The 20,796-nt window shown below is 58.8% G+C and carries 19 protein-coding genes; 10 read left to right on the top strand and 9 right to left on the bottom strand.

The window, feature by feature from the left end; all coding sequences use genetic code 11:
- Nucleotides 1-34: 34 nt before the first annotated feature.
- Nucleotides 35-934, bottom strand: coding sequence for an NAD kinase (locus VL003_RS07010; protein ID WP_325440955.1), 900 nt, complete (start codon nucleotides 932-934; stop codon nucleotides 35-37).
- Nucleotides 935-1,056: 122 nt separating this feature from the next.
- Here VL003_RS07010 and hrcA point away from each other — a divergent pair, with 122 nt between their 5' ends.
- From hrcA to dnaJ, 5 genes are all read left to right on the top strand, one after another.
- Nucleotides 1,057-2,067, top strand: a complete 1,011-nt coding sequence (gene hrcA, locus VL003_RS07015; protein WP_325440957.1) for a heat-inducible transcriptional repressor HrcA — start codon at nucleotides 1,057-1,059, stop codon at nucleotides 2,065-2,067.
- Between the two features lie 75 nt (nucleotides 2,068-2,142).
- Nucleotides 2,143-3,204: a ferrochelatase gene (hemH, locus tag VL003_RS07020; protein ID WP_325440959.1), complete on the top strand. Its 1,062-nt coding sequence runs from the start codon at nucleotides 2,143-2,145 to the stop codon at nucleotides 3,202-3,204.
- A gap of 160 nt (nucleotides 3,205-3,364) precedes the next feature.
- The gene (grpE, locus tag VL003_RS07025) at nucleotides 3,365-3,928 is read left to right on the top strand and encodes a nucleotide exchange factor GrpE (RefSeq protein WP_325440961.1); all 564 of its coding nucleotides are present in this window, start codon (nucleotides 3,365-3,367) and stop codon (nucleotides 3,926-3,928) included.
- A 111-nt stretch (nucleotides 3,929-4,039) separates the two neighbouring features.
- Nucleotides 4,040-5,962, top strand: a complete 1,923-nt coding sequence (gene dnaK, locus VL003_RS07030) for a molecular chaperone DnaK (RefSeq protein ID WP_325440963.1) — start codon at nucleotides 4,040-4,042, stop codon at nucleotides 5,960-5,962.
- A 100-nt stretch (nucleotides 5,963-6,062) separates the two neighbouring features.
- Nucleotides 6,063-7,175: a molecular chaperone DnaJ gene (gene dnaJ, locus VL003_RS07035; RefSeq protein WP_325440964.1), complete on the top strand. Its 1,113-nt coding sequence runs from the start codon at nucleotides 6,063-6,065 to the stop codon at nucleotides 7,173-7,175.
- Here the strand turns inward: dnaJ and VL003_RS07040 are convergent.
- The 6 genes from VL003_RS07040 to VL003_RS07065 form a co-directional block, all read right to left on the bottom strand.
- Nucleotides 7,168-7,965 (bottom strand): ABC transporter ATP-binding protein, encoded by a 798-nt coding sequence (locus tag VL003_RS07040; RefSeq protein ID WP_325440965.1) that lies wholly within the window; start codon nucleotides 7,963-7,965, stop codon nucleotides 7,168-7,170. The genes dnaJ and VL003_RS07040 overlap by 8 nt on opposite strands.
- Nucleotides 7,966-7,969: 4 nt before the next feature.
- Nucleotides 7,970-8,989 (bottom strand): FecCD family ABC transporter permease, encoded by a 1,020-nt coding sequence (locus VL003_RS07045; RefSeq protein WP_325440966.1) that lies wholly within the window; start codon nucleotides 8,987-8,989, stop codon nucleotides 7,970-7,972.
- Nucleotides 8,990-9,017: 28 nt separating this feature from the next.
- Nucleotides 9,018-9,581 carry a DUF2478 domain-containing protein gene (locus VL003_RS07050; protein ID WP_325440967.1) on the bottom strand — a complete coding sequence of 188 codons (564 nt, stop codon included), beginning with the start codon at nucleotides 9,579-9,581 and terminating at the stop codon, nucleotides 9,018-9,020.
- A 13-nt stretch (nucleotides 9,582-9,594) separates the two neighbouring features.
- A complete protein-coding gene (locus VL003_RS07055) occupies nucleotides 9,595-12,342 on the bottom strand; it encodes a M16 family metallopeptidase (RefSeq protein WP_325440969.1) in 2,748 nt (915 codons plus the stop codon).
- A 111-nt stretch (nucleotides 12,343-12,453) separates the two neighbouring features.
- Nucleotides 12,454-13,626: a vWA domain-containing protein gene (locus VL003_RS07060; protein ID WP_325440971.1), complete on the bottom strand. Its 1,173-nt coding sequence runs from the start codon at nucleotides 13,624-13,626 to the stop codon at nucleotides 12,454-12,456.
- A gap of 45 nt (nucleotides 13,627-13,671) precedes the next feature.
- Entirely contained in the window at nucleotides 13,672-14,532 is an 861-nt protein-coding gene (locus VL003_RS07065; protein ID WP_325440973.1) for an AAA family ATPase, read from the bottom strand.
- 157 nt (nucleotides 14,533-14,689) lie between these two features.
- Here VL003_RS07065 and VL003_RS07070 point away from each other — a divergent pair, with 157 nt between their 5' ends.
- Both VL003_RS07070 and VL003_RS07075 read left to right on the top strand, forming a co-directional pair.
- A complete protein-coding gene (locus VL003_RS07070; RefSeq protein WP_325440975.1) occupies nucleotides 14,690-15,040 on the top strand; it encodes a c-type cytochrome in 351 nt (116 codons plus the stop codon).
- Nucleotides 15,041-15,053: 13 nt separating this feature from the next.
- The gene (locus VL003_RS07075; RefSeq protein ID WP_325440977.1) at nucleotides 15,054-15,416 is read left to right on the top strand and encodes a c-type cytochrome; all 363 of its coding nucleotides are present in this window, start codon (nucleotides 15,054-15,056) and stop codon (nucleotides 15,414-15,416) included.
- Nucleotides 15,417-15,540: 124 nt separating this feature from the next.
- Here the strand turns inward: VL003_RS07075 and VL003_RS07080 are convergent, their stop codons facing one another.
- Complete coding sequence (locus tag VL003_RS07080; protein WP_325440979.1) at nucleotides 15,541-15,969, bottom strand: DUF1841 family protein; 429 nt, start codon at nucleotides 15,967-15,969, stop codon at nucleotides 15,541-15,543.
- A gap of 265 nt (nucleotides 15,970-16,234) precedes the next feature.
- On the opposite strand from VL003_RS07080, the gene icd reads away from it, so the two are divergent.
- Nucleotides 16,235-17,491, top strand: coding sequence for an NADP-dependent isocitrate dehydrogenase (icd, locus tag VL003_RS07085; protein ID WP_325440981.1), 1,257 nt, complete (start codon nucleotides 16,235-16,237; stop codon nucleotides 17,489-17,491).
- Nucleotides 17,492-17,569: 78 nt separating this feature from the next.
- Here icd and VL003_RS07090 read toward each other — a convergent pair whose 3' ends face one another.
- A complete protein-coding gene (locus VL003_RS07090; protein ID WP_414708259.1) occupies nucleotides 17,570-18,553 on the bottom strand; it encodes a MerR family transcriptional regulator in 984 nt (327 codons plus the stop codon).
- A 115-nt stretch (nucleotides 18,554-18,668) separates the two neighbouring features.
- Between VL003_RS07090 and VL003_RS07095 the strand changes: the two genes are divergently transcribed.
- Nucleotides 18,669-19,973, top strand: a complete 1,305-nt coding sequence (locus VL003_RS07095) for an NAD(P)/FAD-dependent oxidoreductase (protein ID WP_325440983.1) — start codon at nucleotides 18,669-18,671, stop codon at nucleotides 19,971-19,973.
- A complete protein-coding gene (locus VL003_RS07100; RefSeq protein ID WP_325440985.1) occupies nucleotides 19,970-20,794 on the top strand; it encodes a DUF1365 domain-containing protein in 825 nt (274 codons plus the stop codon). The genes VL003_RS07095 and VL003_RS07100 overlap by 4 nt, the downstream gene beginning before the upstream one ends.
- The last annotated feature ends 2 nt before the right edge of the window (nucleotides 20,795-20,796 follow it).

Raw genomic sequence — 20,796 nt, forward strand, 5'->3', positions numbered from 1 at the left:
AAGTCATGGATGTGTAGGCTGCGCAGCATGGGGTTTACTCGATTTCGTCGGTAAGCTGAGGCATGAGGTTCCAGTGCAGTTTGCGCCGGAGCGTTGAAAATATGCTGTAGCCGGCCGGATGCACGAACTGTAACGTGTGACGGGCGAGGCGCACGTCGATGCGGTCGCCGGGCTGGCAGTCGGACCAGCTTTGCATGTCGAAATGAACGCTTGCGCCCGATTCGACCCGGCCCAGTGCGGTGATGGTCATGCTGAGCAGGCCGCTGTCGGGCAGCACGATGGGGCGGTTGGACAGCGTTTGCGGTGCCACCGGCACCAGCACCATGGCATTGAGTTGCGGATGCAGTATGGGCCCATTGGCCGAGAGCGCATAAGCCGTAGAGCCCGTGGGTGTGGAAATGATGAGACCGTCGGCGCGCTGGTTGTACATGAAGGTGCCATCGAGCTCGATGCGCAGTTCGATCATACCGCCCCGGCCGGCACGGTTGATGACCACGTCGTTCAGCGCCAGGCCCGAGAACATGACTTCGTCGCCCCGCACCACCCGGCCTTCGAGCAGAATGCGTTCTTCGATTTCAAAGTTGCCCTGCACGACGCTGGCCAAGACACTGGTGGCGTCTTGCAGCGGAATGTCGGTGATAAAGCCCAGGCGGCCATGGTTGATGCCGATTAGCGGCACTTTGTAGGGGGCCAGCAGGCGCCCGGCGCCCAGCATGGTGCCGTCGCCGCCCATGACGACGGCCAGATCGGCGGTTTCGCCGATTTGCTGATAGGTGGCCACAGGCTGGTCGGTAATGCCGGTGTTATGGGCGGTTTCGGCTTCGATCAGTACAGCGCAGCCCGCCGCCCGCAAGGTATCGGAAAGTTCGCGCAAGGGCCCGTCGAGCCCTGTATCTTGGTATCTTCCGATCAGCGCAACGGTTTTAAAATGCATGGGCGCAGCCTTGTGGTCTGGTTTTGTTGTGGTTATACATTAAGATACTTGGATTATAAGTTCCTGATGCGGTCGTGGCGCTGCGGAAAGCACGTATCAGCTGCAGCACGTAATATAAGCCTATGGATGATCGAGCCAAAGCCCTGTTGAAAGCCCTGATTGAGCGTTATATTGCCGACGGTCAACCGGTGGGTTCGCGAACCTTGTCCAAGATGTTCGATTTGTCTCCGGCCACCATACGCAATGTTATGGCCGACCTCGAAGAGCTTGGCCTTATACATAGCCCCCATACGTCGGCCGGGCGGGTGCCCACCCCCCGGGGGTACCGCATGTTTGTCGACCGCCTGCTGGCGGTACAGCGCTTCGAGGTATTGCAGCCCAGCGAAATCCGCGAAATGCTGCCTGCGGCCGAACCCACTCGCGCAGTTAACGCAGCGGCGGCGCTGTTGTCCAATCTAAGCCAGTTCGCGGGTGTCGTCCTGGCACCCAAGCGCGCCCAGGTGTTTCGTCAAATAGAATTCATTCGGCTTTCCGAGCGGCGGGTGCTGCTTATTATTGTCACTCCCGACGGCGACGTGCAAAACCGCATTCTGTTCGTGCAGCGCGACTACCTCGAGCAAGAGCTGATCGAAGCCAGCAACTTCTTTAATCATCATTTTGCAGGCATGTCGTTCGACGAAGTGCGCCTGGCCATCGCCGACGAACTCTCCTCTTTGCAGGCCGACATCTCGCGCCTGATGCAGGCAGCTGTCGAGGCCGGCACCACCAACAACGACAATGACGATTCCGTCGTTATTTCGGGTGAGCGTAAATTGCTCGAAGTCTCCGAACTGGCCTCCGACATGGACCGCCTGCGCCGCATGTTTTCTTTGTTCGAGAAAAAGACCGACCTGCTGCAATTGCTCGATGTGTCCAGCCGGGCGCAGGGGGTACAGATTTATATCGGCGGCGATTCCCAACTGGTGCCCATGGAAGATGTCTCGGTCATTACCGCGCCATACGGTGTCGATGGCAAGGTCGTGGGCACATTGGGGGTCATCGGGCCCACCCGCATGGCCTACGAGCGCGTCATTCCCATTGTCGACATTACCGCTCGCCTGTTGTCCAACGCGCTCAGTCATAATCATTCCTGAAGTCCTGGCTGTAAAAAGGCTATTCTTGCGACACTGACCGCTCCTGAGTCGTCGTTCCCTCCTTCATGGCCGTCTATGTCTGTTTTTTCTCCGCCCGTTTATTTGCCCGAGCCTGCCGACGAGCAGGCGTTTTCCGATCACCCCAGCCCTCGCGAGCCCGGGCCGGTAGGTGTCCTGATGATCAACCTAGGAACGCCGGATGCCCCCGAAGCGGGGGCCATACGCCGTTATCTGTCAGAGTTCTTGTCTGACCCGCGTGTCATCGAACTGCCCTCGTTGTTGTGGCAGCCCATACTGAAGGGCGCCATTTTGCCGCTGCGACCGCGCAAGCTTGCGCCGCGGTATGCTGCCGTCTGGCACGAGCAGGGCTCGCCGCTGCTGGTCTGGAGCCAGGCCCAGGCCGAAGCCGTGGGACGCGCCTTGCAGGCGTTGCAGGTGCCGGCCCGTGTTGAGCTGGCCATGCGGTACGGTCGGCCGGCGCTGGGCGACGCCATTCAGAAGCTGCGTGCCCAGGGTTGCGAGCGTTTGCTGGTACTGCCCATGTACCCGCAATATTCTGCATCCACCACGGCCACAGCGGTCGATGCGGTCAGTAAATACATATCGACCCTGCGCGACCAGCCCGAACTGCGCTTTATCAAACGCTTTTATGCCGAGCCCGAATATATCGATGCGTTGGCCGCACAGGTCGAGCGTCATTGGCAGCAGCATGGTGTGCCCCAGAAGCTGCTGCTGAGCTTTCACGGCCTGCCGCGCGCCATGGTCGAAAAGGGCGACCCCTATCGGCGCGACTGCATGGAAACAGCCGACTTGCTGACGCGGCGTCTGGGGGAGCATGGCGGACTGGTGCACGTGGCCTTTCAAAGCCGCTTCGGCGCGCAACAGTGGCTTGAGCCCTATACCGAACCCACCTTGCGGGCCTGGGCGCGCCAGGGAGTCACCCAGGTCGATGTCATGTGCCCGGGCTTTCTGGCCGATTGCATCGAAACCCTTGAAGAGATACAGGTCGAGTGCCGCGATGCCTTCATTTCCGAGGGCGGAAAGCGTTTCGGCTTTATTCCATGCCTGAACGACGATCCGCAATGGGGACAGGGTCTGGCCGCTATTGTTCAGCGCCGGCTCCAGGGCTGGTGCTAGGCGCTGAATCTGCTCCGCGCCGGGGTCTGCATGGCCCTGAATGGCCCCATTGGCGGGGCTTGCGGTTATTTCAACTATTTTCAGGTGGTGCAGGCCTTGAAATAGGGCAGGGCGCCCCCATTTTGTTGGAATCGCATAATTAGCAACTGGAGAGTCGTTTATGTCGGCAACGAATCAGCCCCTTGATCCCAACGAAGAAAATCAACCCGTTGATGCTTCGGGGCAAGATAACGTCGGCCAGCAGCAACCTGCTTCCGAAGACGATCTGGCGGTACTGCTTGAGCAGGCCCAAGGCCAGGTCGCTCAGTACTACGATGAGCTTTTAAGGGCCAAGGCCGAGGTCGAGAACGTACGGCGCCGGGCCCAGGAAGACGTGGCCAAAGCTCGAAAATTCGGTACCGAATCGTTTGCCGAAAGCCTGGTTCCGGTGCGTGACAGCCTTGAAGCAGCGCTGGCAGCCGTCGACCAGACCACCGATTCCTGGCGAGAGGGCGTCGAGGTGACGCTGCGCCAGCTTACCGCCGCCTTCGAGCGCAATCTGCTGAAAGAGGTTGCGCCCGAGCCGGGCGAAAAGTTCGACCCCAACCTGCACCAGGCCATATCCACCGTGCCCTCCGAGTTTGCCGAGGGTTGTGTCGTAATGCGCTTGCAAAAGGGCTACACCATTGCAGAGCGGGTGCTGCGTCCTGCACTGGTTACGGTCTCGTCGGGCCAGACCGCCTAGATCAACGGGTTCCGGGGCTTGAAAAGGGGGCGATTGCCCCAATATTGAAAGCATCCAAGTTTCAACGCCCCAGATTCAATTCTCAGGGTTCTATATTTTCAGGGTTAGATTATGAGCAAAATTATTGGTATCGACCTTGGTACGACCAACAGTTGTGTGGCCGTACTCGACGGCGGCAAGGTTCGCATTATTGAAAACGCCGAGGGCACCCGTACCACGCCTTCTATCGTCGCTTACCTGCAAGACGGCGAAATCCTTGTGGGCGCTGCGGCAAAGCGCCAGGCCGTCACCAACCCGACCAACACCCTGTACGCCGTCAAGCGTCTGATTGGTCGCAAGTTCGACGAAAAGGCCGTACAAAAAGACATCGACCTGATGCCGTACAAAATTATCAAGGCCGAGAACGGCGACGCCTGGGTCGAGGCGCAAGGCAAGCAACTGGCACCACCGCAGGTGTCGGCCGACGTGCTGCGCAAAATGAAAAAAACCGCCGAAGACTATCTCGGCGAAGAAGTGACCGAGGCCGTTATTACCGTGCCCGCGTACTTCAACGACAGCCAGCGTCAGGCCACCAAAGACGCAGGCCGCATTGCCGGTCTTGACGTCAAGCGCATTATCAACGAGCCCACCGCTGCGGCCTTGGCCTTTGGCATGGACAAAACCGAAAAGGGCGACCGCAAAATCGCCGTCTATGACCTGGGCGGTGGTACGTTCGACGTTTCCATTATTGAAATTGCCGACGTCGACGGCGAGAAGCAATTCGAGGTACTGTCCACCAACGGCGATACCTTCCTGGGCGGCGAAGACTTCGACCAGCGCATTATCGAATACATCATCACCGAGTTCCAGAAAGAAAGCGGTGTCGATCTGTCCAAAGACGTACTGGCCCTGCAGCGCCTGAAAGAATCCGCTGAAAAGGCCAAGATCGAGCTCTCGTCTGCGCAACAGACCGAGATCAACCTGCCTTACATCACGGCCGATGCATCGGGCCCCAAGCACCTTAATCTCAAGATTACGCGCGCCAAGCTCGAAGCTTTGGTCGAAGAACTGATCGAGCGCACCATCGAGCCTTGCCGCATTGCGATCAAGGACGCCGGCATCAAAACCAGCGAGATCGACGATGTGATCCTGGTCGGCGGCATGACCCGCATGCCCAAGGTGCAAGAAAAGGTCAAAGAGTTCTTCGGTCGCGAACCGCGCAAGGACGTCAACCCTGACGAAGCCGTTGCCGCCGGTGCCGCCATTCAAGGTTCCGTGCTGTCGGGCGACCGCAAAGACGTCCTGCTGCTCGACGTCACGCCGCTGTCGCTGGGTATTGAAACCCTGGGCGGGGTCATGACCAAAATGATCCAAAAGAACACCACCATTCCTACGCGTTTCTCGCAAGTGTTCTCTACCGCCGACGACAACCAGCCCGCCGTTACCATCAAGGTGTTCCAGGGCGAGCGCGAAATTGCCGCAGGCAACAAGGCGCTGGGCGAGTTCAACCTCGAGGGCATCCCGCCCGCAGCACGCGGCTTGCCGCAAATCGAGGTTACCTTCGACATCGACGCCAACGGTATCTTGCACGTTTCGGCCAAAGATAAGGGCACGGGCAAAGAAAACAAGATCACCATCAAGGCCAACTCCGGCCTGACCGATGAAGAGATCGAGCGCATGGTCAAAGACGCCGAGGCCAACGCCGAGGACGACCACCGAGTGGCCGAGCTGGCAATGGCCCGCAACCAGGCCGACGCCTTGCTGCACTCCACGCGCAAGTCGCTGGAAGAGTACGGCGACAAGCTCGAGGCGGCCGAAAAGGAAGCCATTGAAAACTCCCTGAAAGAGCTCGAAGAGACTCTTAAAGAGGGCGACAAGGCGGCCATCGATGCCAAGGTCGAGGCAGTGGCCACCGCTTCGCAAAAGTTGGGCGAAAAGATGTACGCCGACATGCAGGCCCAGGCGCAGCCGGGTGCTGAAGACGGGGCCCAGGCCAAGCCTGCAGACGACGACGTGGTTGATGCTGACTTCAAAGAAGTCAAGCGCGATCAGTAATCGCCGGCTTTAGTGGTTCAAAGCCCGGTCGTCTGGCCTTCAGCCAGAGGCCGGGCATTGTTGTTATTTGATAAGAGGCGCCCAAAGCGCAACGGTCCTTATGTCTAAACGCGATTATTACGAAGTGCTGGGCGTTGGAAAAAACGCGTCCGACGACGAACTTAAAAAAGCTTACCGCAAGCTCGCGATGAAATATCATCCCGACCGAAATCCTGGCAACAAAGAGGCGGAAGAGCGTTTCAAAGAAGTCAAGGAAGCCTACGAAATTCTTAGCGAGCAGGAAAAACGCGCGGCCTACGACCGTTTCGGTCACGCGGGTGTCGACCCCAATGCGGCCGGCGGCATGGGCGGGGCGGGCTTTGCCGATGCATTCGGCGACATCTTTGGCGAGATCTTCGGCGGCGGCCGTCGTGGCGGCGGCCCGCAAGTGTATCGTGGCGCCGACCTTAAATACTCTCTGGATATCAGCCTTGAACAGGCGGCCAGCGGTTTTGATACCGAAATTCGCGTGCCAAGCTGGGAAAACTGCGAAACCTGCCATGGGTCCGGCGCCAAGCCAGGCACCCAGCCGCAAACCTGTCGCACCTGCGGCGGCAACGGGGCGGTACGCATGCAGCAGGGCTTTTTCAGCGTGCAGCAAACCTGCCCCACCTGCCATGGTTCAGGCAAAGAAATTACCGAGCCCTGCGTGTCGTGCGACGGCGTGGGGCGCATTCGCAAGAATAAGACCTTGCAGGTAAAAATACCTGCGGGCATCGACGACGGCATGCGCATACGTTCGTCAGGCAATGGCGAGCCGGGCGTAAACGGCGGCCCTCCGGGTGATCTATACGTTGAAATTCACCTCAAGCAGCACGCAATCTTTCAGCGCGACGGCGAAGACCTGCACTGCGAATTGACCATTCCGTTCACAAAAGCGGCGCTGGGCGGTGAAATCGAGGTTCCGACCCTGAACGGAAAGGGCGAGATCACCATTCCCGAAGGCACTCAAACCGGCAAGACATTCCGTCTGCGCGGCAAGGGTGTCAAAGGTGTGCGTTCCAGCTACCCCGGCGATCTTTACTGCCACATTGCGGTCGAGACGCCCGTGCGGCTTACCGACGAACAAAAGAAACTGCTGCAGCAATTCGAGGCCTCGCTGACCCAGGGCGGCGAAAAGCACTCGCCCAAAAGCGAGTCGTGGACCGATCGGGTAAAAAACTTCTTTAGTTAAGGCCTGGATCGGGCAGTTTCGGTATCTGGCCTGGCTGCAGGTCGTACAGCCAGGCCAGGCGCTCGGGCAGCATGGTCTGGCGGGGGGGGCCGCAGTGTTGAATGGCGCCGTCTCGAAACAGCGCGACGCGGTCGGCCGCTTGCATGGCGTGTTCGGGCTGATGCGTGCTTAGCAAAACAGCCATGCCTGCACGCTTGAGTTGTCGAATATGCTCTAGCACCCGAATCTGGTTGCCGAAGTCGAGGCTGGCCGTGGGCTCATCCATGATCAGCACCTGCGGCTCTTGAGCCAGGGCGCGCGCGATAAGCGTCAGTTGCCTTTCGCCGCCGCTGATTTCGTTATAGGGCTTGTCTTGCAACGGCGTAATGTTAAGGCGCTGCAGGCATTGTTCGGCCACTTCGTGGTCGACCCGGCCGGGTACAGAATAGCGTCCAATGTGCATGCTGCGGCCCATTAGCACCACTTCTTTTACCGTGAACGGAAACACGCCGTCGTGCGCCTGCGGTACATAACCCACGTGCTGCGCAAACGCGCGCCTTGACCATTTTTCCACCGGCTTGTTATTGATGCGCAGCCGGCCGGCGAGCGCAGGAATCAAGCCCATCAAGGTCTTGAACAGCGTTGTCTTGCCGCTGCCGTTGGGCCCCAGCAGGCATAGTATTGTGTCGGCTTCAAGCTGCAGATCAAGCGGCCCGCCAATGGCTTTGCCGGCGTAGCCAATAACCAGCCCCTCGGCTTCAATGGCGTAACGTTGGCCGGGCGCGGCAGTTGGTTCATTAAGGCTTTGCATGGCGTTACCGGCTGCCGCGTACCAAGAGCATCAGGAAAAAAGGCGCACCCACCAAAGCCGTAAGTATGCCCAACGGCAGCTCGATGCCGATCAGGCTGCGCGCCAGCGTGTCGGTAAATATCAGGAACACAGCCCCCAGCAAGACCGACGCCGGCAGTAGTCGTGAAAAATCGGGGCCCACCAAAATGCGGGCAATGTGCGGAATAACCAGGCCCACCCAGCCGATAATGCCGGTAAAAGCCACGGCGCCCGAAGTCATAAGCGTGGCCGCCACGATAAACACAACGCGCGTTCGGCCCGTGTTTACGCCCAAAGATTGTGCTTCTTCGTCGCTAAGACTTAACAGGTTTACCCGCCAGCGCATCATTACCATGGGTATCAGCCCGATAACCAGGCACGGCACAATAAATGGAATATCGGCTCGCGTTACCGTGTTTAGCCCGCCCAACAGCCAGAAGGTTATCGAGGGCAGCTGCGTGTATGGGTCGGCCAGAATCTTGAGCAAGGAAATGCCCGCGCCCAATAGCGTTCCGACGGCCACGCCGGCCAGTATCAACACCAGTACGGCATCATGTCGACGCACGGCCAAGGAAATGACGTACACGATCGCTACGGCCGCCAGCCCGCCTGCAAACGCCAAAAGCTGAACCATGACCATGGACGCACCCATGAAGATTCCCGCGGCAGCCCCCAGCCCCGCCCCGGCTGAAACGCCAAGAATATCGGGCGACACCAGCGGGTTGCGAAACATGCCCTGATACGCCGCGCCGGCGGCCGCCAACGAGGCACCGACCAGGGCGCCCACCACGATGCGCGGTACTCGCAAGTTCCAGATGACGGCGTCCAGCGTCGCGGTGTTCTCGCCATGTTGTTCAGTCAGGCCCAGCCCGCGCAGGAATGTTTTGGCAATGTCGGGCAGCGACATGGGATACTGGCCCGCCACAAGGCCGGTTGCGGCGGCGGCAAGCAGCAGTATCAGCAAGGGCGTCCATATGATCCGAAGACGCAACGATTGCAGCATCATGGTTTATTCGAGTCGCTTGAGTGTCCGATCACGGGTGTGGCATGCCATCTGCGCAGAGGGCGCCTGATCTTGAAGCGAGCACCCGCTCGAACCAGTCGTTGATGGCTTCCGGTTCGGGCGGTAACTCGGCTGCCAGCCCACCGGTGAATGTGCGCCATGCTTCCAGATGCGGCTCGGACACGACGGTCAGTAACGGGAACCCTTTGCTCATCAGTTCGAGCATTTCGGCACTGAAGCCATCTCCTTCGGCCTCGAGTACGCCAAATCGATTCACAACGATTAGGTCGGCCTTGGCTTGAGCGGCTCGACGCAGCACGACTCCCGCTTCGAGTAGCGCCCCGGCATCCAGACTGCAGGCAGCCGATTGCTTGCCCAGAGCCTGACTGATGGGGTAGACGGTACCGTGCTCGAGGTCGAGCACGGTACGTGTGGTGGAGCCGTTAACCTTGCCTGGCAAGCCCGGCACCAGCCCACGTAGGGTGTAACCCCGCGTTTGAGCCTGATTCACGAACTCAAGCAGCGGCCCGTCGGCAACACCTTTTCCGGGGTGTACGATGGCCGCGACGGCGATGGTCTCTTCAGTGGCGTGCATCGATGGTCTCCTGCTATTTTTTCTTGAAGTCTCCGGCCGTTGCCGTGCTGAAGTTTTCTGGTTTAAGCACCGAACGCATGGCTTCGTTCACCTGGTCTGCGGTGAGCGCGGCCAGGGCTTCGTCCATTTTCGCCGACCACTCAAAACTGCGATCCAGCTGCAGGTAATTGATCCAGGCGGAAGCCAGCACCCCATCGCGGGTGCGTGCCAGGCGTCGAAGCTTCAAAACGGCTTCGATGCCTTCTTTGACTTCTTGCTCGGTAAAGCCTTCGGCCAGCACCTTGGTAAAAACTTCGTCCATGGCCGCCAGCAGGCGGTCTTTGCTTTCGGGGGCGAAAATGGCATAGGCACCCCAGCTGCCCGAAGGCTCATACGACGATGCATCGAACTGGCTGCGTACGGTGTACGACAGACCGTCTTGTACCCGTACCCGGTTCCACAGGCGCGAGGTTTCTGATGCGCCCAACAAATAATTGGCCAAGTACAGCGCGGGGTAGCGTGGGTCGGTGTCTTGCAGTTTCAGGGGCAGGGACGCCAGATAAAACGCGTTGGCCTTGTCGGGTGTTTCGATGGTGAAATGCTCGGCCGGAATCGGGTGGTAGGGGTCGTTGACACGGGCGTAGGCCGGTGCGGTTTGCCAGCCGCTTAGCCCCTTGGTAATTGCCTCGCGCACCGCAGCAGGCTCGAAAGCCCCCACGGCGGCAAAGCGGATGGTGCCTGCGCCGTAGAACTCTTTGTGAAAACGCACCAGATCGGGCCGGCTAATGGCCGTAATGTTTTCAAGGCGTTCTTCGAAGGTGGGAACGTAACGCACGTCGTCGCGCGGCCAGGGGTTGCCGTGGCGGGCCAGCGCCAGCGAAGCCAGCGAGGAAGGGTCGTCCATGCTGCTTTGTATTGAGGCCGAAGCCTGCCGCTGATACTCGGCTAATTGGTCTGCCGGAAAGTTGGCGTGGCGAATGACATCGAGCACGGCCTGCACGACGGCGGGCAGATTCTTGCCGATAGTGGTTATGTGAACCGCCAGGTTGCCGGCACCGCCGCCGAAACTCACGTCGGCCTGCAAGGCGTTGAAGCGATCTTCGATTTCAAGGCGCGAAAGCTCGTCCGTACCGCGGTCGAGCATGTCGGCCGTAATTTGTGCAATGGCGCGATTGCCCTTAAGCATGTCGGCATCGCCGAACTGGATCAGCAGTGTGGCCTGTACCTGGTCACCGCGGGTTGCCTTGGGCAGCAGCGCCATCTGAACCTTGCCGTTGGGCAGGCTTAAGGGTTCGCGCAGCGTGGCGGCATTAATTGCAGCGGGGGTTGAATCAAACGCTTCGGCAGTTTCGGGCGTGGCTTTGCCCGCATAGTCTTGCAGCAGGGCTGAAAGATCCAGTGGCGTGCTTTGAGGCGCGCGCTCGGGGGTGGGTGTGGGCAGATACATGCCGTCGGTACGATTGCTGGGCACCAGGTAGTTCTGGGTGGCGGTTTGTACGGCTTGGAGCGACGCCTGTTCAACCTGGTCGCGCTGCCAGAAAAACAGTCGCCAGTCTCCGGCGCCGACAGCGTTTGACAGGGCGTCGGTCAGGCTGACCGGGTCGGCATAGATCTGGTTCCAACCGGTCATCCATTTATTCTTGATGCGCTGCAGTTGCTCTTCGGTAAAGGGCTGTTTTTTCAGCGTGTTGATCGAGTCGCCCAAGGCGTCGAGCGCCTTGCGGGCGTCCATGCCGGGTTCTAGCTGGGCGCCGAACATGGCGTAGCCTGGTTGCGCCATGGCTCGGGCAAAGCCAAATACGTTGGCGCTTAGCTTTTGGGTGACCAAAGCCTGATACAGGCGACCCGAAGGGGTGTCGCTTAGCATGTCTACCCCCAAGTCCAACAGAGGGTAGTCGGGGTCGCCCACGGCCGGAATGTGAAATATCGAGGCCACGAACGGGCTGCCGCCCTGACGGCGCAAAACGACCAGGCGCTCTCCGTCTTGGACGGGTTCAGCCGTGTATTCGCGCGGCAGCGTTCGCTCGGGCCTTGGAATGTTTTTGAAGGCTTCAGCCACGACACCCAGGACCTCGTTCGGGTCGAACTGGCCGGACACAATCAGCACGGCGTTGTCGGGCTGATAATACAGTTTGTAGAACTGGCGTAGCTGCTTGATGTCGACCTGTTCAACATCGCTGCGGGCCCCGATGACGCTTTTCCCATAACTGTGCCATTGGTAGGCGGTGGACTGCATCTTCTGCATCAGCACCTGAAACGGGTTGTTCTCGCCGCTTTCCATTTCGTTGCGCACCACGGTCATTTCGGCGTCAAGGTCTTCTTGCGAAATGGTGGCGTTGATCATGGCGTCGGCCTGCCACTCTATGTACCAACGAACGGTGTCGGGGTCGGCGGCAAAGCTGGCGTAGTAATTGGTGCGATCAGAGCTGGTCGAGCCGTTGGCGCGCAGCCCGCGACGCGAAAACTCGCCCAGGGCATTTGGTAAAGAGGGCGTGCCGCGAAACAACATGTGTTCCAGCAGATGGGCCATGCCCGTTTGGCCGTAATTTTCGTGACGCGAGCCCACCAGGTAGGTCATGTTGACCGTAACATTGGGCTTGGAAGGATCCGGCGTAAGCAATACGCGCAAGCCGTTTTCCAGGGTGTACTGGGTGGTGCCCTCGACCGAAGGGCCCTGTACAATGCCGGCCGGCAAGGTGGCTGGTGCGGGGGCCGCGGTGGTCGGCAAAAAGCCGGCGGCCAGCAGGCAAAAAAGAAAAAAACGCGAAAAATAACGACCCATATGCTTATACGCCCCGTGAAACAAAGTTGATGCGCCCGTGCCAGAACAGCGCCGGCCACTTGTGTTTGAACCCGATAGCGCCCACAGGTTCACGCCGGCTGTATGCGCCGCTTATTTTGATAAGTTGCGCATCGCTTGCTCCAGCCCGCTTACTGTCACACTGTACATGCGATCTTGCATAATATTTTTGATGATGGCGATAGACTGCCGGTAGGGCCAATAGCCTTCGGGCTCGGGGTTCAGCCAGGCGGCGCGCGGCCAATTTTCAAGCAGGCGCTGCAGCCAGGCCGCACCGGTTTCGGCATTATGGTGTTCAACCGAACCGCCCGGATGCAGGATTTCGTAGGGGCTCATGGTGGCATCGCCCACGATGATCAGGCGCCAGTCTTCGTTGTAGGTACGCAGAATGTCCCAGGTGTCGAAGCGTTCGGCGTTGCGCCTATGGTTGTTGCGCCATAGCGATTCATACGGGCAATTATGAAAATAAAACACCTCAAGGTGCCGGAACTCGCTGCGTGCGGCTGAAAATAGCTCTTCAACACGCCCGATGTGGTCGTCCATGCTGCCGCCGACATCCAGCAGCATCAGCACTTTGACCGTATTGTGGCGCTCGGGAACCATCTGCAGGTCAAGAAAGCCGGCGTTACGGGCCGTGCTGCGTATGGTGTCGTCAAGATCCAGCTCAAGCTCGGCACCTTCGCGGGCAAAGCGGCGCAGTCGCCGCAGGGCCATCTTGAAGTTGCGCGTACCCAGTTCCTGCTGGTCGTCGTAATCGCGGAACTCGCGCTTTTCCCAGACCTTTACCGCAGTGCGATTGCCGGCCGAGGGCCCGCCCACGCGTATGCCTTCGGGATGATAACCGCCATGACCAAAGGCCGAGGTGCCGCCGGTGCCTATCCATTTATTCCCGCCCGAATGGCGTTCTTGCTGCTCTTCAAGCCGTTTCTTGAACAGCTCCATCAGCTTGTCCCAGCCGTGCTTTTGAATGGCGGCCTTTTCTTCGGGGCTCAGGTTCTTCTCGAAATCCTTGAGCAGCCAGTCAAGGGGTATTTCTTTGCCGGGTGGCAGCGAGGCCTCGAGCTGGCGGTAAAACTCGCCGAAGGCCTGGTCGTACCGGTCGAAGAGGGTTTCGTCCTTGACCAGCGTCATGCGGGCCACATGGTAGAAGTCGTCGAGAGTGGGCGGCATGACCCCGGCTCGCAGCGTTTCAAGCAGGGTCAAATACTCTTGCACCGACACGGGTAGCTTGTGTGCGCGCAGGTGATAGAAGAAGTTGGTCAGCATGGCGCAGAAACCCTTGATGCAACGTGGTTCGGCATAAGGTGCATGTTACCGGCGGCTGGCACGGCTAATGGCGGCCAGGCGTTGCAACAGTGTCAGGTCTTGCTCGTTCTTAAGCAAGGCGCCGGCCATGACGGGCAGGTCTGACGGGCTGGCAATTTGCGCGGCATCGACCGATTCGGCCATAAGCAGGCGCAGCCAGTCCAGAAACTCAGAGGTAGAGGGTTTTTTCTTTAGCCCCGGCGCATCGCGCAAGGCAAAAAAGGTGTCCAGCGCTGCCGACAATACCTCTTGCTTGATGTCTGGGAAGTGCACCGACACGATGTCTTTCATGGCATCTTGGTCGGGGAAGTTGATGTAGTGGAAAAAACACCGGCGTAAAAAGGCGTCGGGCAGGTCTTTTTCGTTGTTCGACGTAATAATGATGAGCGGTCGGTGTGCGGCCTGGATGGTCTGGCGGGTTTCATAAACATGGAACTCCATGCGGTCCAGCTCGCGCAGCAGGTCGTTCGGAAACTCAATATCGGCTTTGTCGATTTCATCGATCAGCACCACCACGGGCTCGGGCGATTCAAATGCGCGCCACAGCACACCCTTGACGATGTAATTGCCAATATCGCGTACTTTTTCGTCGCCCAATTGCGAATCTCGCAGCCGGGAAACCGCGTCGTATTCATACAGGCCCTGGTTGGCCTTGGTGGTCGACTTAATGTGCCACTGCAATAAGGGGCGGCCGAGTGCAGCGGCCACTTCTTCGGCCAGCATGGTTTTGCCGGTACCGGGTTCACCCTTGACCAGCAAGGGGCGCTGCAGCGAAAGGGCGGCGTTTACGGCCAGTTTCAGGTCGTCTCCGGCGACGTAGCGTTCGGTTCCTTCAAAACGGGGAGATGCATAGTGTGTCTGTGTCATGGGGTAGTTTGTGTTTCTGGGGACGGCCGCTATACGAACCGCCGCACCTGGTTAATCGACTAGCATGGCAGGCTTGGCTTCAATTATCGTACAATCCTACGGATTCGTCGGTCGAGGAGGTTGGGGCCGACATTTATCTACCGCTAAAAGAGCTAATATGAAGTTGCGAAAAAATTTAAAGCACACAGTATTTGCGCTGGCCGTGACGGCTTTCTGTGGAATCGCGGGCACGGCGTCGGCCGCCGACGCGCCCGTGGGCGATGCGAAAGCGGCGATCGATAAAGTGTCCATGTGTATCGGCTGCCACGGCATCAAAGGATACAAAGCCAGTTTTCCCGAGGTTTATCATGTTCCCATGATAGCCGGGCAAAACGCCGACTACATTGTTTCGGCCCTGCAAAAGTATGCCAGCGGCGAACGCACGTTCCCGACCATGGAAGCCATCGCCCGCACGCTTAGTGCACAAGACATGGCCGACCTTGCCGCCTACTACTCCAGCCTCAAGTAAACCCGGAGCCGACATGAAAAAACTTAGTCTCGCCGTCGCGGCTTCTTTGTTTGCGGTGGTTGGTGCTTCTGCCCACGCCGCCGACCTTGCTGCCGGCCAAGCCGCCTTCCAGAAGTACACCTGCGCCACCTGTCACGGTGCTGATGCAAAAACATCCACGCTGCCCAACTACCCCATTTTGGCCGGCCAACATGCCGACTACCTGGCTCATGCGTTGCGTACCTACAAGCGTGGCGCCGCAGGTGCACCTGCCACGGCCAATGTGCGTAAAGACGCGGTTATGGGCGCCATGGTGCAGCAGCTTAACGAAACCGACATCAAGAATATTTCGGCCTGGCTGGCATCGCTGCCCTCGCCCCTGTCGGTCGCCAAGTAAGCCAGTATGCCTAGCCCGGCGCTGATGTGTCGGGTTATGCAGTTTAGAAGCCCGAATCCGGTTGTTGCCGGGCTCGGGCTTTTTCAATGGCATTTGAGCGGGGGCAGATTCAATGCGGGCCGCTTCAGTTGCGTGAAATGCGTCGGCGAATCAGATCAAGGTAAGCGTCGTTGCTAAGCGGCGTGCCCAGACGCTGGGCCTCCCACACAACCTCTCCCAGGCACTCCATGATTTCATGTGCGGCGTCATGCGGGTTGCGGGTGGCGACCAGTTGTTCGTAGGCGGCCTTGATTCCCGGGGGCTGGTCAATCGATAACTGCTCGCTAATGGCCAGGTGCATCGACAGGTGCAAAAATGGGTTGGTTTGTCCGCCCTCGACCGTAAAGTCGGCGTCAAGCGTCTCTGGGTCTTCAAGCACAGCGTGATATTCAGGGTGCTGATTGATCCAGTCGACAGCCATGGCTTCCAACGGTGTCAGCACACCCGCTTGCCGATGTTTGAGCCAGGCTTCGGAAAAGAACCTGCGCACTTGGTCGCGGGAGGGGTTGAACATTAAGTAAGGCTCACGAGAACGGTAGGTGTTGGGGTAAACAACCATTTTACCTGCGCCCCTGGCTGGGGGCGTTTGCTGTGAGACAGGGCCGGGCAACTCCAGGTGCAAAACAACCCGGCAGACGTATAAAATTAAAGATTGCCTGGTACTTGGTCCTTAAGATGTTTTCACAAGCTTTAGCTTGGATTTCAGTCTTATATAAGACCTGGTTTATAATGCCAGGGTTTTACTGAATTTCCCCTTTGCGGAGCAAACTGGAGCGTCCATGTCTTATCAGCACATCAAGGTCCCCGAGTCGGGTCAAAAAATTACGGTTAACGCCGATTTTTCGCTTAACGTCCCCGACGAGCCCATTATTCCTTACATTGAAGGTGATGGTACTGGTGCCGATATTACCCCCGTCATGCTCAAGGTCGTCGACGCTGCCGTACAAAAAGCGTACGGCGGCAAGCGCAAGATCCACTGGATGGAAGTCTACGCCGGCGAAAAATCCACCAAGGTTTATGGCCCCGACGTCTGGCTGCCCGAAGAAACCCTCGACGCCGTCAAAGACTACGTCGTGTCGATCAAAGGCCCCCTGACCACACCAGTTGGCGGCGGTATCCGCTCGCTTAACGTGGCTCTGCGTCAGCAACTCGACCTGTATGTCTGCCTGCGCCCCATTCAGTATTTCAAAGGTGTTCCGTCGCCGGTTAAAGAGCCCGAAAAAACCAATATGGTTATCTTCCGTGAAAACTCGGAAGACATCTACGCAGGTATCGAGTTCGAAGCCGAAAGCGCCGACGCCAAAAAACTGATCGCTTTCTTGCAGAACGAGTTGGGCGTCAATAAAATCCGCTTCCCCGAAACCTCGGGTATTGGCGTCAAGCCGGTTTCGCGCGAAGGCACGCAGCGCCTGGTTCGCAAGGCCATTCAGTACGCCATCGACAACGACAAGCCTTCAGTTACCCTGGTCCACAAGGGCAACATCATGAAGTTCACCGAAGGCGGCTTCCGCGACTGGGGCTACGAGCTGGCGCAAAAAGAATTTGGTGCCGAGCTGATCGACGGCGGCCCATGGTGCAAGTTCAAAAACCCTAAAACCGGCCGCGAAATCATCGTTAAAGATTCCATCGCCGACGCCTTCCTGCAGCAGATCTTGCTGCGTCCCGCCGAGTACGACGTTATTGCCACGCTTAACCTTAACGGCGACTATGTTTCCGACGCTCTGGCAGCGCAAGTGGGTGGCATCGGCATTGCTCCGGGCGCCAACCTGTCTGACTCGGTCGCCATGTTCGAAGCCACGCACGGTACGGCTCCCAAGTACGCAGGCAAAGACTACGTCAACCCCGGTTCTGAAATTCTTTCGGCCGAAATGATGCTGCGCCACATGGGCTGGACCGAAGCCGCCGACCTGATCATCAGCAGCATGGAAAAATCCATTCTGTCCAAAAAGGTCACCTACGACTTCGCCCGCCTGATGGAAGGCGCGACCCAGGTGTCGTGCTCGGGCTTTGGTCAGGTCATGATCGAAAACATGTAAGTTAGTCTGCCACGTGATGTGGCGGTCCATGAAACCCGCTTGTCCTAAGGCTTGCGGGTTTTTTTGCGTTTGATCGGATCAGCGCTGCTGTTCCAGGCTGCGCCACTGAGACACAAGCGGGTGCAGGCCGGACAAATGCCGGACGGTGCTGACCCCTTCCAGAGGCCTTGAATAAAGCGCGGTGCACGCACCGCCCGCCCACAGGGCTGTCTGCGGCGGTAGTTGGGTACGCAGCTCGCGAAGGCTCGCCTGCACCGTCGATGCTTTTTGAATATTGCTGAAACTGAGCGCCACGACGTCAACCTCGTGCGCCAGTGCTGCCTGAACGATATCGGTCACAGGTGTTTGGGTTCCCAGCGAAACGCAGGCGCAGCCTTCAAGCACCAGAAGTGCCTCAACCATCAACAGGCCTAGACCGTGCAGCTCTTGCGGCAGGGTGGTCAGCAGTACCTTTGGGCGTCGTGAAAGCGGCTGCGGTGTCAGTGAGGCGATGGCGCCGCGCAGGACGCCGGTAAGCACCTCTGTGTATAGGTGCTCTTCAAAAATCTCGAAGCGACCCTGAGCCCAGGCATCACCCACCGCCGATGTCAGGGGCGCTACCAGGTCCGTGACGAAAGACGACAGACCCATGCGCATTTGGGCGTGGCTGAGCCCATGCCGCAGCGCCTCTGGGTCATGGGTGCTGATGGCTTCAAGCAAGGTGTCGAGCGTGGACGCCACAGCGTGTTCCGCATTTTTTGTCCTGGACAAAGTTTGTTTCGGATCTGGGCTGTGCTGAGTCTGAAGGGCCTGGAGCTGAAGCGTGTCCAGCCCCACTATCTTCCCGGGGCGCATGCCTGCATCCAGCAGTCTTCGGATCAGCTTCAGTTGCTGCACCTGTGCCGGGCTGTACAGCCTGTCCCCCGCAGAGTCACGCGTTGGCGTCGGAAATCCATAGCGTCTTTCCCAGACACGCAAGGTGTCTTTGCCCAGCCCGGTCTCACGCTCAACGGCGGCAATAGACAGATCGGGGGTGGCGGTGTCAGACGATTCCATGGAAGGAGAAAGGGGCTGTGAAGTCATGGCAAGGTTGTTCTGTACAGTTATTGTCCTAGACAAGAATATTGTTTGTCTAGTACATTACACCACAGGGGGAAGCGTTTGGCCCCAACCGGAATCTCCTGCATTGGAAAAGATCATGAAAGTCGCAGTCATCGGAACAGGCATTTCAGGCTTGGCGGCCGCTCACCGGTTACGTCGGCAGGCCCGCGTCACCCTGTTCGAGGCAGGGAGCTATTTTGGCGGTCACACCCACACAGTGGACGTCACACTGCCTGACGCGCATGGCCATGGTGTGACGCATGGGGTTGACACTGGGTTTCTGGTGCTTAACGAACGCACGTACCCCGGCCTGATTGCTTTGTTCGACGAGCTACAGGTACCGACCGTGCCATCTGACATGTCGTTTTCTGTTCAGGTTCCGGGGGGCGGCGTGCTGGGTGCAAAGGCGCTGGAGTGGAGCGGCACGAGCCTGGTGACGGTTTTTGCGCAGCGGCGTAATTTGCTGCGCCCGCGTTTCTTGGGAATGCTCGCCGAGCTGCTGCGCTTTAACCGCCTGTGCACGAACCTGGCACAAAGCGGAACAGACGAATCGCTGCAACAGCCTTTGGGGGAGTTTCTGGATCAGCATCGCTTTGGCGCGGCGTTTCGTCACTGGTATTTCCTGCCCATGCTGGGGTGTATCTGGAGTTGCCCGACTGATCAGATGCTGCGCTTTCCGGTGGCCACCATGGTGCGCTTTTGCCACAATCACGGCCTGATCCAAGTACAGAACCGGCCACAGTGGTTCACGGTGGAAGGCGGGGCGCGCCAATATGTAGACAAGCTGCTGAACGGGCTCGATGCGCGCTTGGCGACGCCTGTGCGGAACATCGAGCGCAACGCTGCGGGAGTACGCATTTGTACCGACGGGGGCACTGAGCATTTTGATGCCGTGGTGCTGGCGGTGCATAGTGACCAAGCCTTGCGCCTCTTGGCCAGGCCCAGCGCAGCCGAGCAGCAAGTGCTGGGTGCCATCCGCTACCAGCCAAATCGTGCCGTTCTGCATACCGACACTCGTGTCATGCCCAAGCGTCGCGCCGCCTGGGCAGCGTGGAACTACGAGCGTGCCGCCGACGGTGCGCAGGAATCGGCCCGCGTCTGCCTGCACTATTGGATCAACCGCTTGCAACCGCTGCCGTTCGCGCAGCCGGTACTGGTGTCGCTCAACCCGGTCAGCCGCATCGATCCGCAGTTAGTGCTCGGGGAGTTCGATTACGAGCATCCGGTGTTCGACCTGGAAGCACTGGCGGCGCAAAAGCATGTGTCGACGCTGCAGGGTGTGCAACACACCTGGTTTGCCGGCGCCTGGACAGGCTACGGATTTCATGAAGACGGCCTTCAGTCGGGCTACCGCGCCGCCGACGCATTGCTGGCGCAATTGCGCCGTCTGGAGGCCGCATGAACCATGCTCTCAACCGCTTCAGTTTTCAGCGTAACGTGCCTCATATCGGCTTTGGTCACGTGTGGCATACGCGGCTGCGCCCGAAATTGCATCGTTTTGCCGTTCCGACGTTTTTCCTCATGCTGCCCATGCGTACGCTGCGTGAGCATCCCAAGGCGGCGGGCGTACTGGCACTGAACCGCGCCGGCGCGCTTTCATTTCACGATGCCGATCACGGCGGCGGCAATGGTCCCATGCAGGGCGGCGCACTGAATTGGCTGGAGGAGATGCTGCATGCCGAAGACATTACCGATGCCCAAGGAGAAATCTGGCTGCAGTGTTACCCGCGTGTGTGGGGGTACAGTTTCAAGCCAGTGAGCTTCTGGTACTGCCATCGTACCGACGGGAGTCTGCGCGCGATCGTGGCCGAGGTGAACAACACCTTTGGCGAGCGTCATGCGTATTTGCTCGATAACCCAAGCTATGGCCAGGAATTACAGGCGCGCAAGATGTTCCATGTCTCGCCGTTCTGCCCTGTCGATGGTCACTACCGCTTCGAGTTTTGCCGGGACGGCGCAGAGGGTCTGGGGTCGGCACGAGTACGAATTGACTATCACGACGCCGAGGGACCGTTGTTACTGACGGGCATGAGTGGGCGACTCGAACCGCTTAACGCCGCCAGCCGTCGCCGCGCCGTGTGGCGTTACCCGCTGCTCACACTGGGGGTGATGGCCCGCATTATCTGGAATGCGTGGTTGCTATGGCTCAAGCGGGTGCCCATCCACACCAAACCTCAGGCGCCCTCCGTGCCTGTGTCTCGCACTTCTGCTGCTAAACGTTGATC

This window comes from Pusillimonas sp., from assembly GCF_035515275.1.
In the GTDB taxonomy this organism is placed as follows: domain Bacteria; phylum Pseudomonadota; class Gammaproteobacteria; order Burkholderiales; family Burkholderiaceae_B; genus Pusillimonas.